Here is an 18,775-nt window from a genome sequence, read left to right as displayed (position 1 = left end):
CCACCCTGGCGGTGCGGCAAACTATGCCTCGGCTGAAGCTTTGGCGGGCTCCCAGAGCTCGATCTTCACCCCGGCCGGATCGATAAGCCAGGCAAATCGCCCCATTCCGCCCTCGTCCTGAACGGCGCTGGGCTCCGCGCCCTCGGCGGCCGCCTTGGCCAGCAGGCCGTCCAGGTCGTCGACGATGAAGTTGATCATGAAGGCCGCCTGCGACGGCTCGAAATACTTGGTGTCGGCGGCGAACGGCGACCAGTTGGTCTTGCCGACCTTGGGATGATCGAACATCGCCCCGCCCCAGTCGTGGACGTCGAAGCCCAGCACGCGAGCGTACCACTCCCGCACGGCCGCCGGATCGGCCGCCTTGAAGAAGATACCGCCCAGCCCCAGCACCTTGGCCATTCGTCAGGTTCCCTCGCCCAAATCGTCAGCCCAAACCTGCGACCAAGTCAGCAAGGGCGCAAGGGCGTCGATGAGGTCGAGGCCGCGCGGGGTCAGGCGATAGCCGCTTTGCGCCGAGACCACGTCGGCGGCGCGCAGCTCGGCCAGCCGGGTGTTCAGCGTGCCGGGCGGCAGGTCGGCGGCGGCCTGCAGCGCGCGAAAGGTCAGGACCGCGCCATCGCGCAGCTCCCACACGATCCGCAAGCTCCCGCGCCGCCCCAGCAGATCCAGCGCCGCCATGATCGGCTTGCCGGTGGACGAGCCCCGGACGGACTTGCCCGGCAAGGGCGCTTCAATTTTTGTAGCGACTCGATCCTTCGTCATGATACAAATTCTGTAGCACGAGGAGACGCCGATGTCGGCCCGCATCCATCCCGCAAAAGCGCCCTACCCGCCCGCCATCCAGGACACGCTGGATCGCCTGGCCATCCCGGGCGCCGAGCCCCTGTCGCTGTTTCGCACCCTGGCCCGGGACGAGCGCTTGTTCGCGAGGTTCACCGGCGGCGGCCTGCTGGACCCCGGCCACCTCACTTTGCGGGAGCGCGAGATTGTCATCCACCGGGTCTGCGCCCTGAACGGCGCGGCCTATGAATGGGGCGTCCACGCCGCGCTGTTCGCCGAGGCGGCCGGCCTGGACGCCGTCCAGCTGGCGGCCACAGCCGCGCCGAGCGTCGCCGCCCGCTGGTCGGCGCATGAGGTGCTGCTGATCGACTTCTGCGACGCCGTGAACGCTCGCGCCGACATCGACGACGACCTCTGGACGCGCCTGTCGGACGCCTTCAGCGAGGCCGCTCGTCTGGAACTGATGCTGCTGGCCGGCTTCTACCGCACGGTCAGCCTGCTGGTGAACGGCCTGCGCCTGGAGCCGGAGCCGTTCGCCGCGCCGTTTCCGAAAGCCTAGGCTCCGACGGGCGAAGCCAAAGGCTCGCCGTGGAAATAGCAGCGCAGGTTCTCCAGAGTCAGGTTGACCATGGCCGGGATGCTGTCCAGCGTCGCGCCGGCGGTGTGGGGCGTCAGCACGGTGTGCGGCACGCCGGCCCAGCGGGCGGGCGAGGTCGGTTCGTGGTCGAAGACGTCCAGGCCCGCCATGCCCAGGCGACCGTCCTTCAGGGCGGCGATCAGGGCGTCCTCGTCGACCAGCGAGCCGCGCGCCACATTGACCAGCAGGCCCTGGGGTCCGAGCGCCTCGATCACCGCCTCGGAGATCAGGTGGCGGTTCGAAGCGTCAGGTCGCGCGCAGACCACCAGCACGTCGCTGTTGCGCGCCAGGGCCAGCAGGCTTTCGGCGCGGGGACGTTCGGTCTCCTTGGGACGCGGCGCCCACCACGAGACCTTCATCTCGAAGGCCTCCAGGCGACGGGCCACCGCCTCGCCGATATGGCCCAGGCCGACGATCCCCGCCTTGCGGCCGCGCAGGCCGTGGCGCGGGGCCATGCGTTCGGCGTGGGTCCAGTGGCCCGAGCGCAGGCGCTGGTCGCCCTCGACGATGCCGCGCCAGGCGGCCAGCACCAGGCCCACGGCGTGGTCGGCGACGTCGGCGGCGTTGAGGCCCGTCGAGTGGGTGACCGAAATGCCGTGCGCCTTGCACCACGGCACGTCGATCCCGTCATAGCCGACGCTGACGCAGGCGATCAGGCCCAGCTGGGGCATGTCCGAGAGCATGTCGCGGGCCAGCGCCATCTCGCCCGCGTGCACGATCGCCCGCACCTTCCGCCCCGGCCCGTCCAGGAAGGCCAGGTGGTCGGGATAGTCCCACAGACGGTGCACCGTATAGGCGCCCTCCAGCAAGGGCTGCATCGGCATGAGCATCTCATGCGACAGCAGGATATGGGGCTTGTCGGCGGGGGCTTTCGGCATGCGGCTCCTCCATCCCGGACCGGGCCGACGACGGCGCGTCGGAGCCCGCGCGGGATCCTCTGTTCTTGGCGACCAAGCTACTCCACTGGCGGCGCGGCGCCAGGGTCAAGCAGCGCTTGAATTGCGGCCTAGTGGCGGCCTTCGGCGAATTCCTCGACCATCTTGGCGCAGAAGGCCGGCAGGTCGTCGGGCTTGCGCGAGGTGACCAGACCGTCGTCGACCACCACCTCGCGATCGACCCAGCGGGCGCCGGCGTTATTGAGGTCGGCCTCCAGCGACGGCCAGGACGTCATCTCCTTGCCCTCGACGCCGCCGGCGTTGATCAACGTCCACGGCCCATGACAGATCGCGGCCACCGGCTTCTTCTCCGTGACGAAGTGGCGGATGAAGGCGATGGCCTTGGGCTCGATGCGCAGGGCGTCGGGGTTCATCACGCCGCCCGGCAGCATGATCGCGTCGTAGTCGGCGGGATCGGCGCCGGCCAGGTGGCGGTCCACCCGCACCATGCGGCCCTTGTCGTGATGCTCCCAGCCCTGGATCTGGCCGCCCTTGGGCGACACCACCTCGACGCTGGCGCCGGCCGCCTTCAGGGCCGCGACGGGCGTCTCCAGTTCGGACTGCTCGAAACCGTCGGTGGCCAGCACGGCGACCTTGCGGCCGGACAGGGTTTGATCGGACATGGCGGGCTCCTCGAGACGATGACAGGCCGCTGAAACCCGGGGGCGGGGGCCAAGGTTCCCTGTTGCATGGCCAAGCTGTGAACAACCGCGAACGCCGGGGGTTCTACTCCCTGGCGCCGTCCTGGCGCTTCCAGGCCCGGAGACATTTCCATGTTGATCAAGACCCTCGCCGCGAGCGCGGCGCTTTCGATGCTGGTCGCCGGCGGTTCCGCCCTCGCCCAGACCACGGCCAAGACCTCGGCCACGGTCGGCCCCGGCCAGCCGATCCCCTACAGCCAGCTGAAAGCCTATTCCAAGGCCTCGCCCAAGGTTCGCGCCAGCAAGGACTGGAGCGCCAGCGCCTCGACCGGCGCCTCGGTCGACACTTCGGCCACGGCGCCGATGGCCAGCGGTTCGATGTCGGGCGACGCCAAGGCCTCGACCGACACGGCGGTCAATCCGCCCAGCGCCACGATGCCGATGACCCCGCCGACCCTGCCGGACTCGACCTTGCCGACCACGACGCCGGCGCCGGACTCCAACCTCCCGGCTCCGGCCCTGCCGCCCGTAACGCCGAAGTAGAAGACCAGGTCGAAAGGCGGGACGGCGCGATCCGCCCCGCCAGGCCTAGATCACCAGCCAGTCGCCCAGACTGGCCTGGGTGACGCCGACCAGGATCACCTGGTCCCCATTGCCCAGATCGACCACGACGCCCTCGGCCGTGTAGCTGAGCGTGTAAGCCTGCCCCTTGTCCAGCAGCACCCGGTCGCCGGCCGCGCTGGAGAAATCGGTCACGCGATCGATCGCGGCGCCCGCGAAGAAATAGAACGTATCGGCGCCCGCACCGCCCGTGACGGTGTCATTGCCCCGATCCCCGGCCAGCCAGTCGTTGCCCGCGCCGCCGTCGACGACATCATCGCCCTGGCCGCCGCGCACCCAGTCGGCCCCTTCGCCGCCGTAGACGGTGTCGTTGCCGAGGTTGCCGTAGACGACGTCGAAACCGTCGTCGCCATACAGCAGGTCCTGGTCCTTGCCGCCGACCACCCAGTCGTCGCCGTCGCCGCCATGGGCGGTGTCATCACCCTGGTTGCCGTTGATCTGATCGAAGTCGGCGCCGCCTTCGATGACGTCATTGCCTTCACCGCCCCAGAGGGTGTCCTCGCCGGAGCCACCCGACATGGTGTCGCTACCGGCGCTGCCTTGGGCGAAGTCGCTGGACGTCGTGCCCTGGACGGCCTGACCGGTCGCCCCGCCGCCTGTGCCCCCGCCGCTGGTCCCACCGCCGGAGCCGGAGTCCGAGCCGCCGCCACCGCCACCGCTCACGGGGGGCGCCGACAAGGCTATGGTCTTGTCAGTGAACTGGAGCGCCTCGATGTTATTGAGCACGTCGACGCCATCGCCTCCAACGTTGGCGGTGACGGTCCAGACTCCCCCGGCCAATGACCATACGTAGTCGGATGAGGCTCCGTTAAACACCGCGACGTCATTGCCATCGCCGCCGTCGAGAGTGTCCGCACCATCGCCGCCCGTCAGGACGTCTTGCCCCTCGCCGCCGCTGATCCAGTCGTCGCCAGCCCCACCGGAAAGCTGATCGTCGCCCGATCCGCCCGACAGCACGTCCTGGCCCGCGCCGCCTTCCATCGAGTCTGCGTCTTCGCCACCGACGAGCGTATCGTGACCGTTACCGCCAACAAGGCTGTCGTTGCCCTCGCCGCTGATGATCTGGTCGTTTCCCTCGTCGCCTGACAGCCAATCATCACCGTATCCGCCCCACAGCGTGTCGTGGCCATCACCGCCGCTGACGCTGTCGCTTCCGTCCCCGCCCACGAGGCTGTCGTTGCCGACGGCGCCGGAAAGTGTGTCATTCCCCGAACCACCCGACAGCGTGTCATCGCCTTCGTCGCCAGCGACCTGATCGTTTCCCGCGTCGCCTGAGAGACTGTCGTTTCCGGAACCACCCGACAGGGTGTCGTCGCCAGCATTGCCAGCGAGAACATCCTGGCCGTTACCGCCGACCAAAGAGTCGTGGCCGTCGTCACCGGAGAGACTGTCGTTGCCTTCCCCGCCCGAGAGAGTGTCGTTGCCGACGCCGCCGGATAGCGTGTCGTTGCCGTCATCGCCCGCGATCTGATCGTTTCCGGCGTCGCCAGAGAGACCGTCGCTTCCGGAACCGCCCGACAGGGTATCGTCGCCGTTTCCGCCCGTGAGGGTATCATTCGACGCACCGCCCACCAGCGTGTCCGCGAGTCTTGAGCCAACTACGATCTCGACACTCGTTATCCGGTCGCCGCCGGCGCCTGCCCCGGTCGCCAAGTTCACGACCACTCCGGATGCATAGGCGCCATAGTCTACGACGTCGTTGCCAGCGCCGCCGTCGATGGTGTCGGCTCCCGCCCCACTGACGATCGTGTCTTGGCCGTTTTCACCATAGATCAACGCGCCGTCCACACCCGTGGTCAGTGTGTCGTCGCCAGCTCCGCCGCTGATCGTGACTCCAGCCGCGGCGCTGGTGAGGCTGTCCGCGCCGGCCCCGCCTTGCGCCCAAACCATCTGTCGCGAGACGGTGATGAGGTCGTTGCCGCCTCCCCCGTCGACCGTCAGGGCGACCGAGGGCGAAGCTTGAGCGGCGATCGTCAGAGTGTCCGCGAACTCGCTCCCCCGAAGCGAACTCAGGATTTCGATGTTTGAGATGGCGCCGCCGCCGATGGTGTAGGAGCCTGTCGCCAGGTTGGCGGTATCGAAGACCTGCCCGCTGGTCGCGCCGCCCAGCGACAGCAACAGCACGTCTGTGCCCGAGCCGCCGTCGATGACGTCGCCAAAACCGCCAGCAATAGTGTCGTCGCCGGCGCCGCCAGACAGGCTGTCACGCTCAAGCCCCATGTCGGCCTCAAGCATGGGGTACCAGCTTCCGCCGGCCGAATAGATGATGTCGGCCTGATCGCCGCCCGTCAGCGTATCGGCGCCGTCGCCGCCCGTCATGGCTCCCTGTCGATTGGCGTCCGCGCGGATTTCGTCGTCGCCAGCTTGGCCATAGGCCCAGGCGATGCCATAGGCGTCCTGCTGGATGATCAGGTCATTGCCGTCGCCGCCGTAGGTCGTCCAGCTTCTTGTGTAAACCGTGTCGTTGCCCGCCCCGGCCGTGACGTTTAGGGAACCCGTAGTCGGAGTGTAGATCGTGTCGTCGCCCGCGCCACCGTCCAGTATCCAGAGATCGCCAGCGCCCCGCGCATCGAGGATGTCGTTACCATCTCCGCCATACATGGAATAGGTATTACGTCCGGCGACAAGACGGTCATTACCGTCCATGCCGAGCATACTTGGGTATCCATCGCCATATGCGGAATCCGCGATGATCTCATCGTCGAAGTTGCTGCCCTGAACCCAACTCAGATGCTCAATGCCTGAGATCGTTGCCCCGCCGACACTTACCGTGGACTGCGTGAAATCGACGGATACTCCGGAAGAAGCCCCAAGGAAGCTTATATATAGGTAGTCGCCACCACTGCCGTTCGCCCCCCCATCGACGTAGTCGCCGTAGCCGGCGAAGATCCGGTCATCGCCAGCGCCGCCGACCAGCGAGTCGTGAGCCGCTTCGATATCCGGGTCGGCAGGCGTGGGCGGGGTTGCCCCCATTGCCGGGCTTACCGTCTGGCTGTTGCTATACAGCGTATCATTGCCCTCCCCGCCGATAAGCGTGTCCGCGCCACCGTTACCGATGAGCACATCATTCCCGTCGTCGCCGCTCAGGCTGTCATTGCCCGCGCCGCCCGACGCGGAGTCACTGTCCGTTCCGCCGACAAAGATGTCGTCGCCCGTCGTACCCGTAAAAACCGTCACGCTGGCCCCCACCAACCGGGCCATCACACAAGGCGCGCCCAACAATCCGATTAAGCAAAGCTTAACCGTTGGGACGGCCGTAACATGCGCGCAATGCGTCAGCAACTTTGGATAAAGAAAAGGCTCCCCGCACGTACCCGTTGCGAGGAGCCTTCACCTTAAGCGCGAATAAAGTCGGCGACCGGCGACTTGAAAAGCCGCCAGTCGAACAGTCTAGCGCGCGAACTTCTGGAACTTGATGCGCTTGGGAATGAGGCTGTCGGCGCCCAGGCGGCGCTTCTTGTCTTCCTCGTACATCTCGAAGTTGCCCTCGAACCACTCGACGTGGCTGTCGCCCTCGAAGGCCAGGATGTGGGTGGCAAGGCGGTCCAGGAACCAGCGATCGTGGCTGATGACCACGGCGCAGCCGGCGAACTCTTCCAGGGCCTCTTCCAGGGCCTGCAGGGTTTCGATGTCCAGGTCGTTGGTCGGTTCGTCGAGCAGCAGCAGGTTGCCGCCGGTGGCCAGGGTCTTGGCCAGGTGAACGCGGTTGCGCTCACCGCCCGACAGCAGGCCGACCTTCTTCTGCTGGTCGCCGCCCTTGAAGTTGAAGCTGCCGACATAGGCGCGGCTGTTGATCTCGCGCTTGCCGACGATCATCACGTCAGTGCCGCCGCTGATCTCTTCCCAGATGGTCTTGTTGGCGTCTAGGGCGTCGCGGCTCTGGTCGACATAAGAGAGCTTCACGGTCTCGCCGACCTTGACCGTGCCCTGGTCGGGCTGTTCGCGGCCGGTGATCAGCTTGAACAGGGTCGACTTGCCGGCGCCGTTCGGGCCGATGACGCCGACGATGCCGTTCGGCGGCAGCTTGAACGACAGGTCCTTGAAGAGAACCTTGTCGCCATATTCCTTTTCCAGGCCAGTGACTTCCAGCACCACGTTGCCCAGGCGCGGGCCGGGCGGGATCTGGATGTGGGCCTGGGTCTGGGCGGCGCGGGCGTTCTCCTGCGCGGCCACCATCTCATCGTAGCTCGCCAGGCGGGCCTTGGACTTGGACTGACGGGCCTTGGGCGAGGAGCGGACCCATTCCAGTTCGCGGGTCAGGGCGCGCTGGCGGGACTCGCTCTCGGACTGTTCCTGGACGACGCGCTTCTGCTTCTGCTCCAGCCAGCCGGAATAGTTGCCCTCGTAGGGCACGCCCTTGCCGCGATCGAGCTCCAGCGTCCACTTGGTGACCTGATCCAGGAAGTAGCGATCGTGGGTGACCAGGATCACGCAGCCCGGGAATTCTTCCAGGTGGTGCTGCAGCCAGGCCACCGACTCGGCGTCCAGGTGGTTGGTGGGTTCGTCGAGCAGCAGCATGTCCGGCTTGCTGAGCAGCAGGCGGGCCAGGGCGATGCGGCGCTTCTCACCGCCCGACAGGCTTTCGATGTTGGCGTCGTTAGGCGGGCAGCGCAGGGCGTTGATGGCCATCTCGACCTTGGAGTCGATGTCCCACAGGTCGCGGGCGTCGATGACCTCCTGCAGCTTGGTCATCTCTTCCATCAGCTCGTCGGAATAGTCCTCGCCGAGCTTGTTGGCGATCTCGTTGTACTTGTCGAAGATCAGCTTGTCCTCGCAGTCGGCGATGACATTGCCCCAGACGTCCTTGGTCGGGTCCAGCACCGGTTCCTGGGGCAGGTAGCCGCGACGGATGCCGTCGGCGGCCTTGGCCTCGCCCGAGAACTCCTGGTCCAGGCCGGCCATCACCTTCAGCAGGGTCGACTTACCCGAACCGTTGACGCCGACGACGCCGATCTTGGCGTCGGAGTAGAACGACAGCCAGATGTTCTCGAACACCTTCTTGCCGCCCGGGAACGCCTTGGTCAGGCCTTGCATCTGGAAAATATATTGCTGGGCCATGGGGGCGTCGGTCTCGCTGTCAAAGTTCGGGGGAGGACGGGCGCTGAAATAGCGGTCGGGGGCGGTTTGCGCAATGTCGGCGGGCGCTTCAGTCGTCTCAGTGCGTCCTTCGAGGCTCGCCGGGCGGCTCGCACCTCAGGATGAGGACCGTTTTGCGAACTTCCTCATCCTGAGGCGCCCGCGCAGCGGGCCTCGAAGGACGCACGACCCGCCCGTCACCAACCCGTCATTCATCCGTCGATAACCCGACACGGAACCGTCGCCGCGCCGTCGTCGAGCGCTGTTACCCGAGCCTCAGATCCGGCCGCGCTCCCCGCGCGGACCGGCCTCGGGGATAGACCATGAAACACCATCTGATGCTGGGCGCCGCCTCGGCCGCCCTCCTGCTCGTCGCCGCCAGCCAGGCCTTCGCCGCCGACACTCCGGCGCCCGCCGCCACGACCGCCGACACCGAAGTCGACGCCGTGCTGGTCATCGGCCAGGGCCAGAGCCGCCAGGTCCAGACCCTGAAGAACGACGCCATCGCCCTGGAAGCGGCCGGTTCGAGCCCGCTGAAGGCCATCGACAAGCTGCCGGGCGTCAGCGTCCAGTCGTCCGACGCCTTCGGCGCCTACGAGTGGTCGACCCGCATCTCGATCCGCGGCTTCAACCAGAACCAGCTGGGCTTCACCCTGGACGGCGTGCCGCTGGGCGACATGAGCTACGGCAACCACAACGGCCTGCACATCAGCCGCGCCATCACCAACGAGAACATCGGCCGGGTCGAGCTAGCCCAAGGCGCCGGCGCGCTCGGCGTGGCCTCGACGTCGAACCTGGGCGGCACGCTGCAGTTCTTCTCGCGCGATCCGTCGGAAACCTTCGGCGCCCAGACCAACGTCACGGCCGGCTCGGACAGCATGTACCGGGTGTTCGGCCGCATCGACACCGGCGCGATCGCCGCCCTGGGCGGTCTGCGCGGCTACGCCTCGATCGCCGACCAGAAGACCGACAAGTGGAAGGGCGGCGGCGAGCAGAAGCAGCGCCAGTACGACATCAAGGCCGTGCTGCCCTTGGGCGAAGGCGACCTGACGGCCTTCTACAGCCGTTCGGAACGTCGCGAGCAGGACTATCAGGACCTGTCGTTCGAGATGATCAAGCGCCTGGGCAGCGACTGGGACAACACCCAGCCTAACTGGGCCCTGGCCGTGGCCGCCGCCAAGGCCTACCAAGCCGGGACCGCCCTGCCCGCGCCGTTCGCTACGGTCGACGACGCCTACTATGCCGGCGCCGGCATCCGTGACGACAACCTCTATGGCGCGACCCTGAACCTGCCGGTCACCGAGCACGTCAAGTTCAACGCCACCGCCTATGGCCACACCAACGAAGGCCAGGGCCTGTGGTACACGCCCTACCTCGCCAGCCCGGGCTACGGCACGGCCGGCTCGACCGCCGCGCCGCTGTCGATCCGCACCACCGAGTACGACATCGACCGCAAGGGCTTCATCGGCGGCCTGACCGTCGACCTGGGCGGCCATGAGATCGGCGCCGGCTTCTGGACCGAGAAGAACGACTTCAACCAGGCCCGCCGCTTCTACGCCGAGACCGCCGCCGCGCCGTCGCGCGACCCGCTGGACTTCCAGTCCAACCCGTTCTTCACCCAGTGGCAGTACAGCTTCGAGACCAAGACCACGACCGGTCACCTCGAGGACACCTGGACCGTCAGCGACGCCCTGAAGCTGAACTTCGGCTTCAAGGCCATCAAGGTCGAGAACAGCGTCCGCACCGTGGTCGGCTCGCCGCTGGCCGGCACGATCGAGAGCAAGGACAGCTTCCTGCCGCAGGTCGGCTTCGTGTTCAAAGCCTCGCCGGACGTGGAAGTGTTCGGCGGCTACACCGAGAACATGGGCGCCTATGTCTCGGCCGCCACGGCCGGTCCGTTCGGCTCGCAGAACCAGGCGGCCGTCGACTACATCGCCAAGACGCTGAAGCCGGAAAGCTCCAAGACCATCGAGCTGGGCGCCCGCTATCGCAACGAACGTTTCCAGGGCGTGGCCGCCGTCTATCACGTGGCCTTCGACAACCGCCTGCTGGCCGCCAGCACCGCCGCCCCGATCCTGGGCCTGCCCGCAATCCTGTCCAACGTCGGCTCGGTCGAGACCAAGGGCGTCGAACTGGCCGGCACGTACAAGCTGACCGACGCCTGGTCGGTGTACGGCGCCTACACCTACAACGCCTCCACCTACGAAGATGACGTCATCAACGGTTCGGGCGCGATCAGCATCCGCACCAAGGACAAGACCGTCGTCAACACGCCTAAGAACATCTTCAAGGGCGAGGTCTCGTTCGACCAAGGCGGCTTCTTCGGCAAGCTGGGCGTCGCCTATACCGGCGAGCGCTACTACACCTACGAGAACATCGGCGGCCTGGCGCCGTCGACCACGGTGGCCGACCTGACCCTGGGTTACCGGTTCGGCGACGACAACGCCTGGACCAAGGGCCTGGAGGTTCAGGCCAACATCACCAACCTGACCGACAAGGACTACATCTCGACCATCGGTTCGGGCGGCTTCGTCGCCAACGACACCGCCGGCACGGCCCAGACGGTCCTGACCGCCCCGCCGCGCCAGTTCTTCGTCTCGGTGAAGAAGGCGTTCTAGGCGCCTCCCTTCCCCCTCGATGGGGGAAGGGCCGGGGATGGGGGTGACGCGGCGCCGGCCGGTTCAATGGCGCGTCACCCGCCATCTCGGAGATCACCCCCATCCCAACCCTTCCCCCATCAAGGGGGAAGGGCTTTTTCGTGGAAACATCCATGACCGACCTCTCCCGCCGCGCCGCCCTGGGCTTGTCGGCCGCAGCCGTGGCCGTCGCGCCCGCCGCCAAGGCCGCTGTCGTCGATGCGCCGCACAAGGCCCTCGACCGAACCCTGACTCGCATCGCCTTCGGCTCCTGCGCCAACCAGTCCAAGGACCAGCCGATCTGGGAGGCGGTCCTGGCGGCCAAGCCGGACCTGTTCGTGTTCCTGGGCGACAACATCTATGCCGACACCCGCGACCCCAAGGTGATGGCGGACAAGTACGCCACCCTGGCCGCCAAGCCCGGCTTCAAGCGCCTGCGCGAGGCCACGCCAGTCATCGCCATCTGGGACGACCACGACTTCGGCGAGAACGACGCCGGCGGCGACTATCCGATGAAGGCCGAGAGCCGCCGGCAGTTCTGCGACTTCTGGGGCGAGCCGGCCGATTCCGTGCGCCGCACCCGCGACGGGGTCTATGCGGCCTATGTCTTCGGGCCCGACGGTCGCCGGGTGCAGATCATCCTGCCGGACCTACGCTGGAACCGCACGCCGCTGGTCGAGAAGTCGTTCCCCGGCGGCTACAAGCCCTGGGCCACCGCCCAGGCCCTGGCCGGCAAGCCGACGCCGGGTCCGTACGACCGCATCCCCGACCTGGACGCCACCATGATCGGCGCGACGCAGTGGGCCTGGCTGGAAAGCCAACTGGCCCAGCCGGCCGACCTGCGCATCTTCGGCTCCAGCCTGCAGGTGCTGGCCGACTTCGCCGGTTGGGAGGGCTGGGTGAACTACGCCCGCGACCACCAGCGCCTGTTCGACGCCATCCGCCGCCACAAGGCCGAGCGCCTGATCTGCATCAGCGGCGACACCCACTATGCCGAGGTCTCGCGCCAGGACCTCAACGTCCCCTACCCGATCTGGGACGTCACCTCCTCGGGACTTACGGAGGTCTGGCCGGTGACACCGCCCAACGCCCTGCGCGTGTCGCCGGTGTTGCGGGAGCGGAACTTCGGGCTGATCGAGATCGACTGGCGCGCGCCGGCGCCGGTGGTGACGGTGAGGATCCATGACGAGAAGGGCGCGGTGAAGATCGAGCAGCGGATTGATGCGGGGACGTTGAGCGTGAGCTGACGACTCGCCCCCTCCGCGCCTGCGGCGCTCCTCCCCCATAGGGGGAAGATAAGTCGCCGCAGTTCCTCTTCCCCCTACGGGGGAGGAGGGTCGCGAAGCGGCCCGGAGGGGGCAAGTGCGCCGCCCCATCAAACTTTTCACTGCTGACAACCGCGCGGCGCCGCTCTAGCGTCCCGCGCCATGATCAAGCCCTCGCTTACCGTCCTGGCGACCTGCATCGCCCTCTCCACCCCGGCCCTGGCTGATAAACTCGCGCCCGAGCGGATCTTTGCCGATCCCAGCCTGAGCGGTCCCGCCGCCAAGGGCGTGGCGCTGTCGCCGGACGGCAAGCGGGTCACCTATCTGAAGGCCAAGCCCGAGGCCGCCAACGTCCAGGACCTGTGGGCGGCGGACGTGAAGGGCGGCGAGCCCTATCGCCTGATCGACTCGGCGGCCCTGTCCTCGGGCGCCAAGGAGCTGTCGGAGGCCGAGAAGGCCCGGCGCGAGCGGGCCCGCGTCTCAGCCCGCGGCATCGTCGAATACAGCTGGGACAGCCAGGGCCGCTTCATCCTGGTGCCGCTGGACGGCGACCTCTATCTGGACAGCGTCGCCGACGGCAAGGTCACCCGCCTGACCGAAACCCCGGGCGACGAGGTCGACGCCAAGGTCTCGCCCAAGGGCGGCTTCGTCAGCTACGTCCGCGACCAGAACCTCTACGTCCGGCCGATCACCGGCGGCGCCGAGAAGGCCCTGACCACCGACGGCAAGGACGCCCTGTCGTTCGGCGTCTCGGAGTTCATCGCCCAGGAGGAGCTGGACCGCTTCACCGGCTACTGGTGGTCGCCCAACGAGACCGCCGTCGTCTACACCCGCGTCGACGAGAGCGGCGTCGACATCGTGCCGCGCGCCGACATCGGCCCGGGCGGCGCGACGGTGGTCCTGCAGCGCTATCCGCGCGCCGGCCGCCCCAACGCCGTGGTCGACCTGTTCGTGCAGAACCTGGCCTCGGGCAAGACCCTCCAGCTGGACCTGGGCGCGAACAAGGACATCTATGTCGCCCGCGTCGACTGGTCGGCCGACGGCAAGACCATCTACGTCCAGCGCCTGTCGCGCGACCAGAAGACCCTGGACCTGCTGGCCTTCGACGCCGTCACCGGCGCCGGCAAGACCATCCTGACCGACACCGACGCGCACTATATCGAGATCAGCGACGACTTCCGCCCGCTGGAAGACGGCTCGTTCCTGTGGTCGTCCGAGAAGGACGGCAACCGCCACCTCTACCGCCACGCCGCCGACGGCAAGCTGATCGCCCAGATCACCAAGGGCGACTGGCCGGTCTCGGCCCTGGAGGGCGTCGACGAGGCCCGCAAGGTGGCGATCTTCGCCGCCTCGATGGAGACGCCGCTGGAGCGCCGCATCTATGAGGTCAGCTACGCCAAGCCGGGCAAGCCCAAGGCCCTGACCTCGGCCGGCGGCTGGTGGACGGCCAAGGTCGCCGACACCGGCGGCGCCTTCGCTGGCACCTATAACGACCCCAAGACTCCACCGCAGACGGCCCTCTATTCGGCCGACGGCAAGCGCGTGCGCTGGATCGAGGAGAACAGGCTGGCCGAGGGCCATCCCTACTGGCCCTACGCCTCGACCCTGCCGGTTCCGGAATACGGCTCGCTGAAGGCGGCGGACGGCGAGACGCTGTATTACGAGATCCTCAAGCCCCAGGGCTTCGATCCCAGCAAGAAGTACCCGGCCATCGTCGCCGTCTACGGCGGCCCGCACGCCCAGCAGGTCAAGAAGACCTGGCAGAGCGTCTCCGAGCGCACCTATCTGGAAGCCGGCTACGTCATCTTCCGGCTGGACAACCGCGGCAGCGGCAACCGCTCGGCCAAGTTCATGCGCGCCCTGGACCGCAAGCTCGGCACGGTCGAGGTCGACGATCAGCTGCAAGGCGCCAAGTTCCTGGCCGGCCTGCCCTACGTGGACGCCGAGAACCTGGGCGTGATGGGCTGGTCGTACGGCGGCTTCATGACCCTGATGCTGCTGACCGCCGACGACACCCCGTTCAAGGCCGGTGCGGCGGGGGCTCCGCCGACCGAGTGGGGCCTCTACGACACGGCCTACACCGAGCGCTACATGGGCAAGCCGTCCGAGAACGTCGACGGCTACGCCCGCTCCGATGTGCTCAACCGCCTGGACAAGCTGAAGCCCGGCAGCCTGCTGCTGCTGCACGGCATGGCCGACGACAACGTCATCTTCGAGAACAGCACCCGCCTGTTGGCGGCCCTGCAGAAGAAGGCCATCCCGTTCGAGACGATGCTCTATCCGGGCGAGCGCCACAGCGCGCCGGGCAGCAAGGCCAAGGGCCTGCATGTGCTGAAGACCCACCTGGGCTTCTTCGGCCGCAAGCTGAAGGGCGAATAGGAAATCCCCTCGCGCGGCGATCGTCGCGCGAGGCCCCCTGCGACGGAATGCGTCACCCGAAGGACCCTGTGTCGCAGATCCTTGGAGATGGACCGTCGCTATACCTCCGCGAGCATTGTCGTGAGGATAGCGTCGTGACCAAGACCACCGAAGAAGCCGTCGAATGGATGCTCGACGTCGTCAAGACGGCGCTCGAGGAAGGCACGGCCTCGGCCTCCGAGCTCGAGGACTGGCTGCTGGCGGCCATCACCCTGGAAGAACTGGCGCTGGAAGAAGCCGCCGACGCCCGCGAGGCGCGGACCTTCTCATCCTGGATGACGCCGACCGGAACGCTGCACTAGGGCGCTCTCAAGCCCGGCGCGCGATCAGATCGGCGCGGGCGTCGCGTCGCTCTTCTCGCCCAGCACCACCGTGAAGCTGCCGGCCAGGATCATCAGGCCGCCGATCACCAGCGCCGCCGTCAGGTGATCGCCAAACAGCGCCACGCCCAGCACGGCTCCCATCATCGGCTCGATATTGATGAACACCCCGGCGCTGGCGCTGCCGACGCGCGAAAGGCCGTATTGCCAGGCGGCGGTGGCCAGCAGGGTCGACAGCGCGCCTTGGGCGGCGATCGCGGTCCAGGTGACCGGATGAAGGTCCAGCTTCGGCGGACCATGCATCAGCAGGGCGATGGGCAGGATCGTCACGGCGGCGATCACCACCGTCACGGCCGGCACGGCCATGCCGTCGGCGACCTTGGGCGCGCGGCGCATCACAACGATCCACCCCAGGAAGATCAGCAACGAACCCAAAGACAGGGCCACGCCCAGCGGCGAGCCGGCGCCGTCGGGCTTGCCGGCGATCAGGGCGGCGCCCAGGGTGGCGGCCGCGACGCCGGCCCAGGTGACCCGGTTTACGTGCTCACCCAGCAACCGCGCCGAGATGGCGATCAGGGCCGGCATGGCGCCGACCAGCAGCGCCGCCAGGGTGACGCTGACGTGGGCCAGCCCCTCGAACTGCACCAGGAACGCCACGCCGTAGAGCGCGCCGCCCAGCAGGATCACCGGCGAGCGGAACAGCGCCCGCGCCTCGGCCTTCAGCACGAACGGGATCGAGACCACCGCCGCCACGGCGAAGCGCAGCAACACCATGTGGGCGGCGTCGGTCTCCTTCAGCACCAGCTTCCCGAGCGGGAAACCCATGCCCCAGAGAACTCCGGCGGCGGCGAGGGCGAGAAAGGCGAGACGGTTCATGGCCGCTTCCTGAACCATCCGCCCCTCGAACGCCACCCCGCCTCGCACGCGCTGCTGACATCCTCTGGCGCCAATGCATCCAGGCCGCTTGACTTCCGTAGCGAAAGAAAACGAACCTCCCTGCAATCACGGAGCTTCGCTTGACCGCCTATACCGATCTGATCGCCGCCATCACGCCTACGGACATCGGCCACGTCGTCCAGGTCACCGACGACTGGAAGCAGGGCCGCACCACCTATGGCGGCCTGTCGGCGGCCCTGTGTCTGGAGGCGGCGCTGAAGGCCGCGCCCGACGCCCCGCCCCTGCGCTCGGGCCAGTTCGCCTTCGTCGGACCGGCGGCCGGCGAGCTTTCCATCGAGACGAAGGTGCTGCGGCGCGGCAAGTCGACCCTGTTCATGAGCGTCGACCTGGTCGGCGAGCAGGGCTCGGCGACGCACGGCGTCCTGACCTTCGGCGCGGCTCGGGAATCGGCGGTGAGCTACGGCCATGTCCCCTGTCCGGCCGTCGCGCCGGCCGCCGACTGCGAGCCGTTCTTCCCGCAAGGCGGCGGCCCCGGCTTCGTCGGTCAGTTCGAGGTTCGCATGGCCGGCGGCGCGCGGCCGCTGTCGGGCGAGGCTCCCGAATACCTGCTGTGGATCCGTCATCGCGATCCGGCCGCCCGTTCGCTGTCAGCCCTGATCGCCCTTGCCGACACCCCGCCGCCGCCGGCCATGACCCTGTTCCCGAAGTTCGGTCCGATCTCGACCATGACCTGGTCGCTGGACGTGGTCGGCCTGCCCGCCGAGGACGACGACGGCTGGCGCCTGCTGCGCAGCCGGGCCGAGACCATCGCCGACGGCTATTCCACCCAGGAGATGTTGCTGTGGGACGCTGGCGGTCGACCCTTGATCCTGGCGCGGCAGAACGTGGCGGTTTTCGTCTAAACACGCACGATCCTGCTCGCGCGGGCTTGGCGGATGCGGATTTTTGACCTCATCCTCTGCCCCGTCCGGCCGCCCCGATAAGAGTCGCGGTCCTTCGGGGGAACACCAGATGACCAAGACCGCCTGCCTGGCCGGAGCGGCCCTCGCCGCCCTGCTGTCGACCACCGCGTTCGCCCAGTCCGCCGAGGAGGCGACCAAGGGCTATCTGGCCGCGATCAAGGACAAGAACCCGACGCTGCACGCGGTGATCGCGCTCAATCCCCATGCCCTGGCCGACGCGCGCAAGCTCGACGCCGAGCGCAAGGCCGGCAAGATCCGGGGCCCGCTGCACGGCCTGCCGATGCTGCTGAAGGACAATATCGAGAGCGCCGACGACACCGCCACCACCGCCGGCTCGCTGGCGCTGAAGGACAATGTCACCAACCGCGACGCGCCGCTGGTCAGGGGCCTCACCGACGCCGGCGTGGTGATCCTGGGCAAGGCCAACCTGTCGGAATGGGCCAATATCCGCTCCAACAAGTCGATCAGCGGCTGGAGCGCGGTGGGCGGCACGGTGCGCAACCCCTACGCCCTGGACCGCAGCGCCTGCGGCTCGTCCAGCGGCTCGGGCGCCGCGGTGGCGGCGGGCTTGGCCTGGGCGGCGATCGGCACCGAGACCGACGGCTCCGTCACCTGCCCGGCGGCGATCAACGGGCTGGTGGGCCTGAAGCCCACCGTCGGTCTGGTGTCGCGCACCCACATCGTGCCGATCAGTCACAGCCAGGACACCGCCGGCCCGATGACCACGACGGTCGAGGACGCCGCCAAGGTCCTGACCGCCATCGCCGGCTCCGACCCCGCCGATGTCGCCACCAAGGACGCCGACGCCCACAAGACCGACTACGCCAAGGGATTGAGCAAGGACGCGCTGAAGGGCGTCACGCTGGCCGTCGCCCGTTTCTACACCGGCTATTCGCCCAAGACCGACGCGGTGTTCGAACAGGCCCTGAAGGACCTGCAGGCCCAGGGCGCGACCCTGGTCGAGGTGAAAGAGTTCGACGAAGGCCCGATCGGCAAGGCCGAGGGCGTGGTGCTCTACACCGAGTTGAAGGTCGACATGGCCGCCTACCTGGCCTCGACCGATCCCAAGAAGGTGCCCAGCCGCACGCTGGCCGACCTGATCGCCTTCAACAAGGCTACGCCCAAGGAGTTCGAATGGTTCGGCCAGGAGAGCTTCGAGAAGGCCGAGAAGACCAAGGGCTATGACGACCCGGCCTATATCAAGGCCCTGGCCGACTCCAAGCGACTGGCCGGCCCCGAAGGGATCGACAAGATCCTGAAGGACACCGGCGCGGTCGCCATCGTCGCTCCGACCACAGGTCCGGCCTGGACCATCGATCCGCTGAATGGCGACAACTATGGCGGCTCGTCGACCACCCTGCCCGCCGTGGCCGGCTATCCGCACCTGACCGTGCCGATGGGCGCCGTCACGGGCATGCCGGTGGGGCTGTCGTTCATCGGCCCGGCCTGGAGCGAGAAGCTGCTGCTGAATCTGGGCTACGCCTACGAGCAGGCCACCCATCGCCGCCAGCCGCCGACCTTCCACGCGACGATCGCGCCCTAACCTGCGCCCAGCGCACTCCCCTTGTCTTTCCACGAGGACTTCCC

Annotated in this window: 14 protein-coding genes and 3 pseudogenes; 10 read left to right on the top strand and 7 right to left on the bottom strand. The window is 67.7% G+C overall.

All coding sequences use genetic code 11. The features are described 5' to 3' along the window. Nucleotides 1-21: 21 nt before the first annotated feature. Nucleotides 22-399: a VOC family protein gene (locus tag AC1RUS_RS02710; RefSeq protein ID WP_492912757.1), complete on the bottom strand. Its 378-nt coding sequence runs from the start codon at nucleotides 397-399 to the stop codon at nucleotides 22-24. Between the two features lie 3 nt (nucleotides 400-402). Next, complete coding sequence (locus AC1RUS_RS02705) at nucleotides 403-762, bottom strand: winged helix-turn-helix transcriptional regulator (protein WP_492912754.1); 360 nt, start codon at nucleotides 760-762, stop codon at nucleotides 403-405. Nucleotides 763-793: 31 nt separating this feature from the next. Between AC1RUS_RS02705 and AC1RUS_RS02700 the strand changes: the two are divergent. Continuing rightward, a pseudogene (locus tag AC1RUS_RS02700) lies at nucleotides 794-1,117 on the top strand (carboxymuconolactone decarboxylase family protein); the annotation flags it as partial. Nucleotides 1,118-1,135: 18 nt separating this feature from the next. Beyond that, nucleotides 1,136-1,339, top strand: a complete 204-nt coding sequence (locus AC1RUS_RS02695) for a carboxymuconolactone decarboxylase family protein (RefSeq protein ID WP_492912971.1) — start codon at nucleotides 1,136-1,138, stop codon at nucleotides 1,337-1,339. Here the strand turns inward: AC1RUS_RS02695 and AC1RUS_RS02690 are convergent. After that, the gene (locus tag AC1RUS_RS02690) at nucleotides 1,336-2,295 is read right to left on the bottom strand and encodes a 2-hydroxyacid dehydrogenase (RefSeq protein ID WP_492912752.1); all 960 of its coding nucleotides are present in this window, start codon (nucleotides 2,293-2,295) and stop codon (nucleotides 1,336-1,338) included. The genes AC1RUS_RS02695 and AC1RUS_RS02690 overlap by 4 nt on opposite strands. 128 nt (nucleotides 2,296-2,423) lie before the next feature. After that, on the bottom strand, nucleotides 2,424-2,975 hold the full coding sequence (locus tag AC1RUS_RS02685) for a type 1 glutamine amidotransferase domain-containing protein (protein ID WP_492912750.1): 552 nt from the start codon (nucleotides 2,973-2,975) through the stop codon (nucleotides 2,424-2,426). Between the two features lie 150 nt (nucleotides 2,976-3,125). On the opposite strand from AC1RUS_RS02685, the gene AC1RUS_RS02680 reads away from it, so the two are divergent. Continuing rightward, complete coding sequence (locus tag AC1RUS_RS02680; protein WP_492912748.1) at nucleotides 3,126-3,536, top strand: hypothetical protein; 411 nt, start codon at nucleotides 3,126-3,128, stop codon at nucleotides 3,534-3,536. A gap of 45 nt (nucleotides 3,537-3,581) precedes the next feature. On the opposite strand, the gene AC1RUS_RS02675 is transcribed toward AC1RUS_RS02680, so the two are convergent. Together AC1RUS_RS02675 and ettA are read right to left on the bottom strand one after the other, a co-directional pair. Beyond that, nucleotides 3,582-6,791 carry a hypothetical protein gene (locus AC1RUS_RS02675; protein WP_492912746.1) on the bottom strand — a complete coding sequence of 1,070 codons (3,210 nt, stop codon included), beginning with the start codon at nucleotides 6,789-6,791 and terminating at the stop codon, nucleotides 3,582-3,584. 213 nt (nucleotides 6,792-7,004) lie between these two features. After that, nucleotides 7,005-8,672: an energy-dependent translational throttle protein EttA gene (gene ettA / locus AC1RUS_RS02670; protein ID WP_492912744.1), complete on the bottom strand. Its 1,668-nt coding sequence runs from the start codon at nucleotides 8,670-8,672 to the stop codon at nucleotides 7,005-7,007. A gap of 102 nt (nucleotides 8,673-8,774) precedes the next feature. Between ettA and AC1RUS_RS02665 the strand changes: the two are divergent. From AC1RUS_RS02665 to AC1RUS_RS02645, 5 genes and pseudogenes are all read left to right on the top strand, one after another. Further along, nucleotides 8,775-8,876, top strand: a pseudogene (locus tag AC1RUS_RS02665) (hypothetical protein); the annotation flags it as partial. A gap of 137 nt (nucleotides 8,877-9,013) precedes the next feature. Next, nucleotides 9,014-11,308 (top strand): TonB-dependent receptor, encoded by a 2,295-nt coding sequence (locus AC1RUS_RS02660; RefSeq protein ID WP_492912742.1) that lies wholly within the window; start codon nucleotides 9,014-9,016, stop codon nucleotides 11,306-11,308. Nucleotides 11,309-11,460: 152 nt separating this feature from the next. After that, nucleotides 11,461-12,573: an alkaline phosphatase D family protein gene (locus AC1RUS_RS02655; protein ID WP_492912740.1), complete on the top strand. Its 1,113-nt coding sequence runs from the start codon at nucleotides 11,461-11,463 to the stop codon at nucleotides 12,571-12,573. Nucleotides 12,574-12,753: 180 nt separating this feature from the next. Then, on the top strand, nucleotides 12,754-14,970 hold the full coding sequence (locus AC1RUS_RS02650; protein WP_492912738.1) for a S9 family peptidase: 2,217 nt from the start codon (nucleotides 12,754-12,756) through the stop codon (nucleotides 14,968-14,970). A 134-nt stretch (nucleotides 14,971-15,104) separates the two neighbouring features. Next, complete coding sequence (locus AC1RUS_RS02645; protein ID WP_492912736.1) at nucleotides 15,105-15,311, top strand: hypothetical protein; 207 nt, start codon at nucleotides 15,105-15,107, stop codon at nucleotides 15,309-15,311. A 24-nt stretch (nucleotides 15,312-15,335) separates the two neighbouring features. On the opposite strand, the gene AC1RUS_RS02640 is transcribed toward AC1RUS_RS02645, so the two are convergent. Continuing rightward, nucleotides 15,336-16,205, bottom strand: coding sequence for a DMT family transporter (locus AC1RUS_RS02640; RefSeq protein WP_492912734.1), 870 nt, complete (start codon nucleotides 16,203-16,205; stop codon nucleotides 15,336-15,338). Between the two features lie 140 nt (nucleotides 16,206-16,345). On the opposite strand from AC1RUS_RS02640, the gene AC1RUS_RS02635 reads away from it, so the two are divergent. Together AC1RUS_RS02635 and AC1RUS_RS02630 are read left to right on the top strand one after the other, a co-directional pair. Continuing rightward, nucleotides 16,346-17,128: a thioesterase family protein gene (locus AC1RUS_RS02635; RefSeq protein WP_492912732.1), complete on the top strand. Its 783-nt coding sequence runs from the start codon at nucleotides 16,346-16,348 to the stop codon at nucleotides 17,126-17,128. Nucleotides 17,129-17,140: 12 nt separating this feature from the next. Continuing rightward, nucleotides 17,141-18,731: pseudogene (locus AC1RUS_RS02630) on the top strand (amidase). The last annotated feature ends 44 nt before the right edge of the window (nucleotides 18,732-18,775 follow it).

This window comes from Caulobacter sp. GW821-FHT10F06, assembly GCF_058809215.1.
Note: the sequence above shows the minus strand (reverse complement) of the source record. Positions and strands in the feature narration are given on the sequence as shown.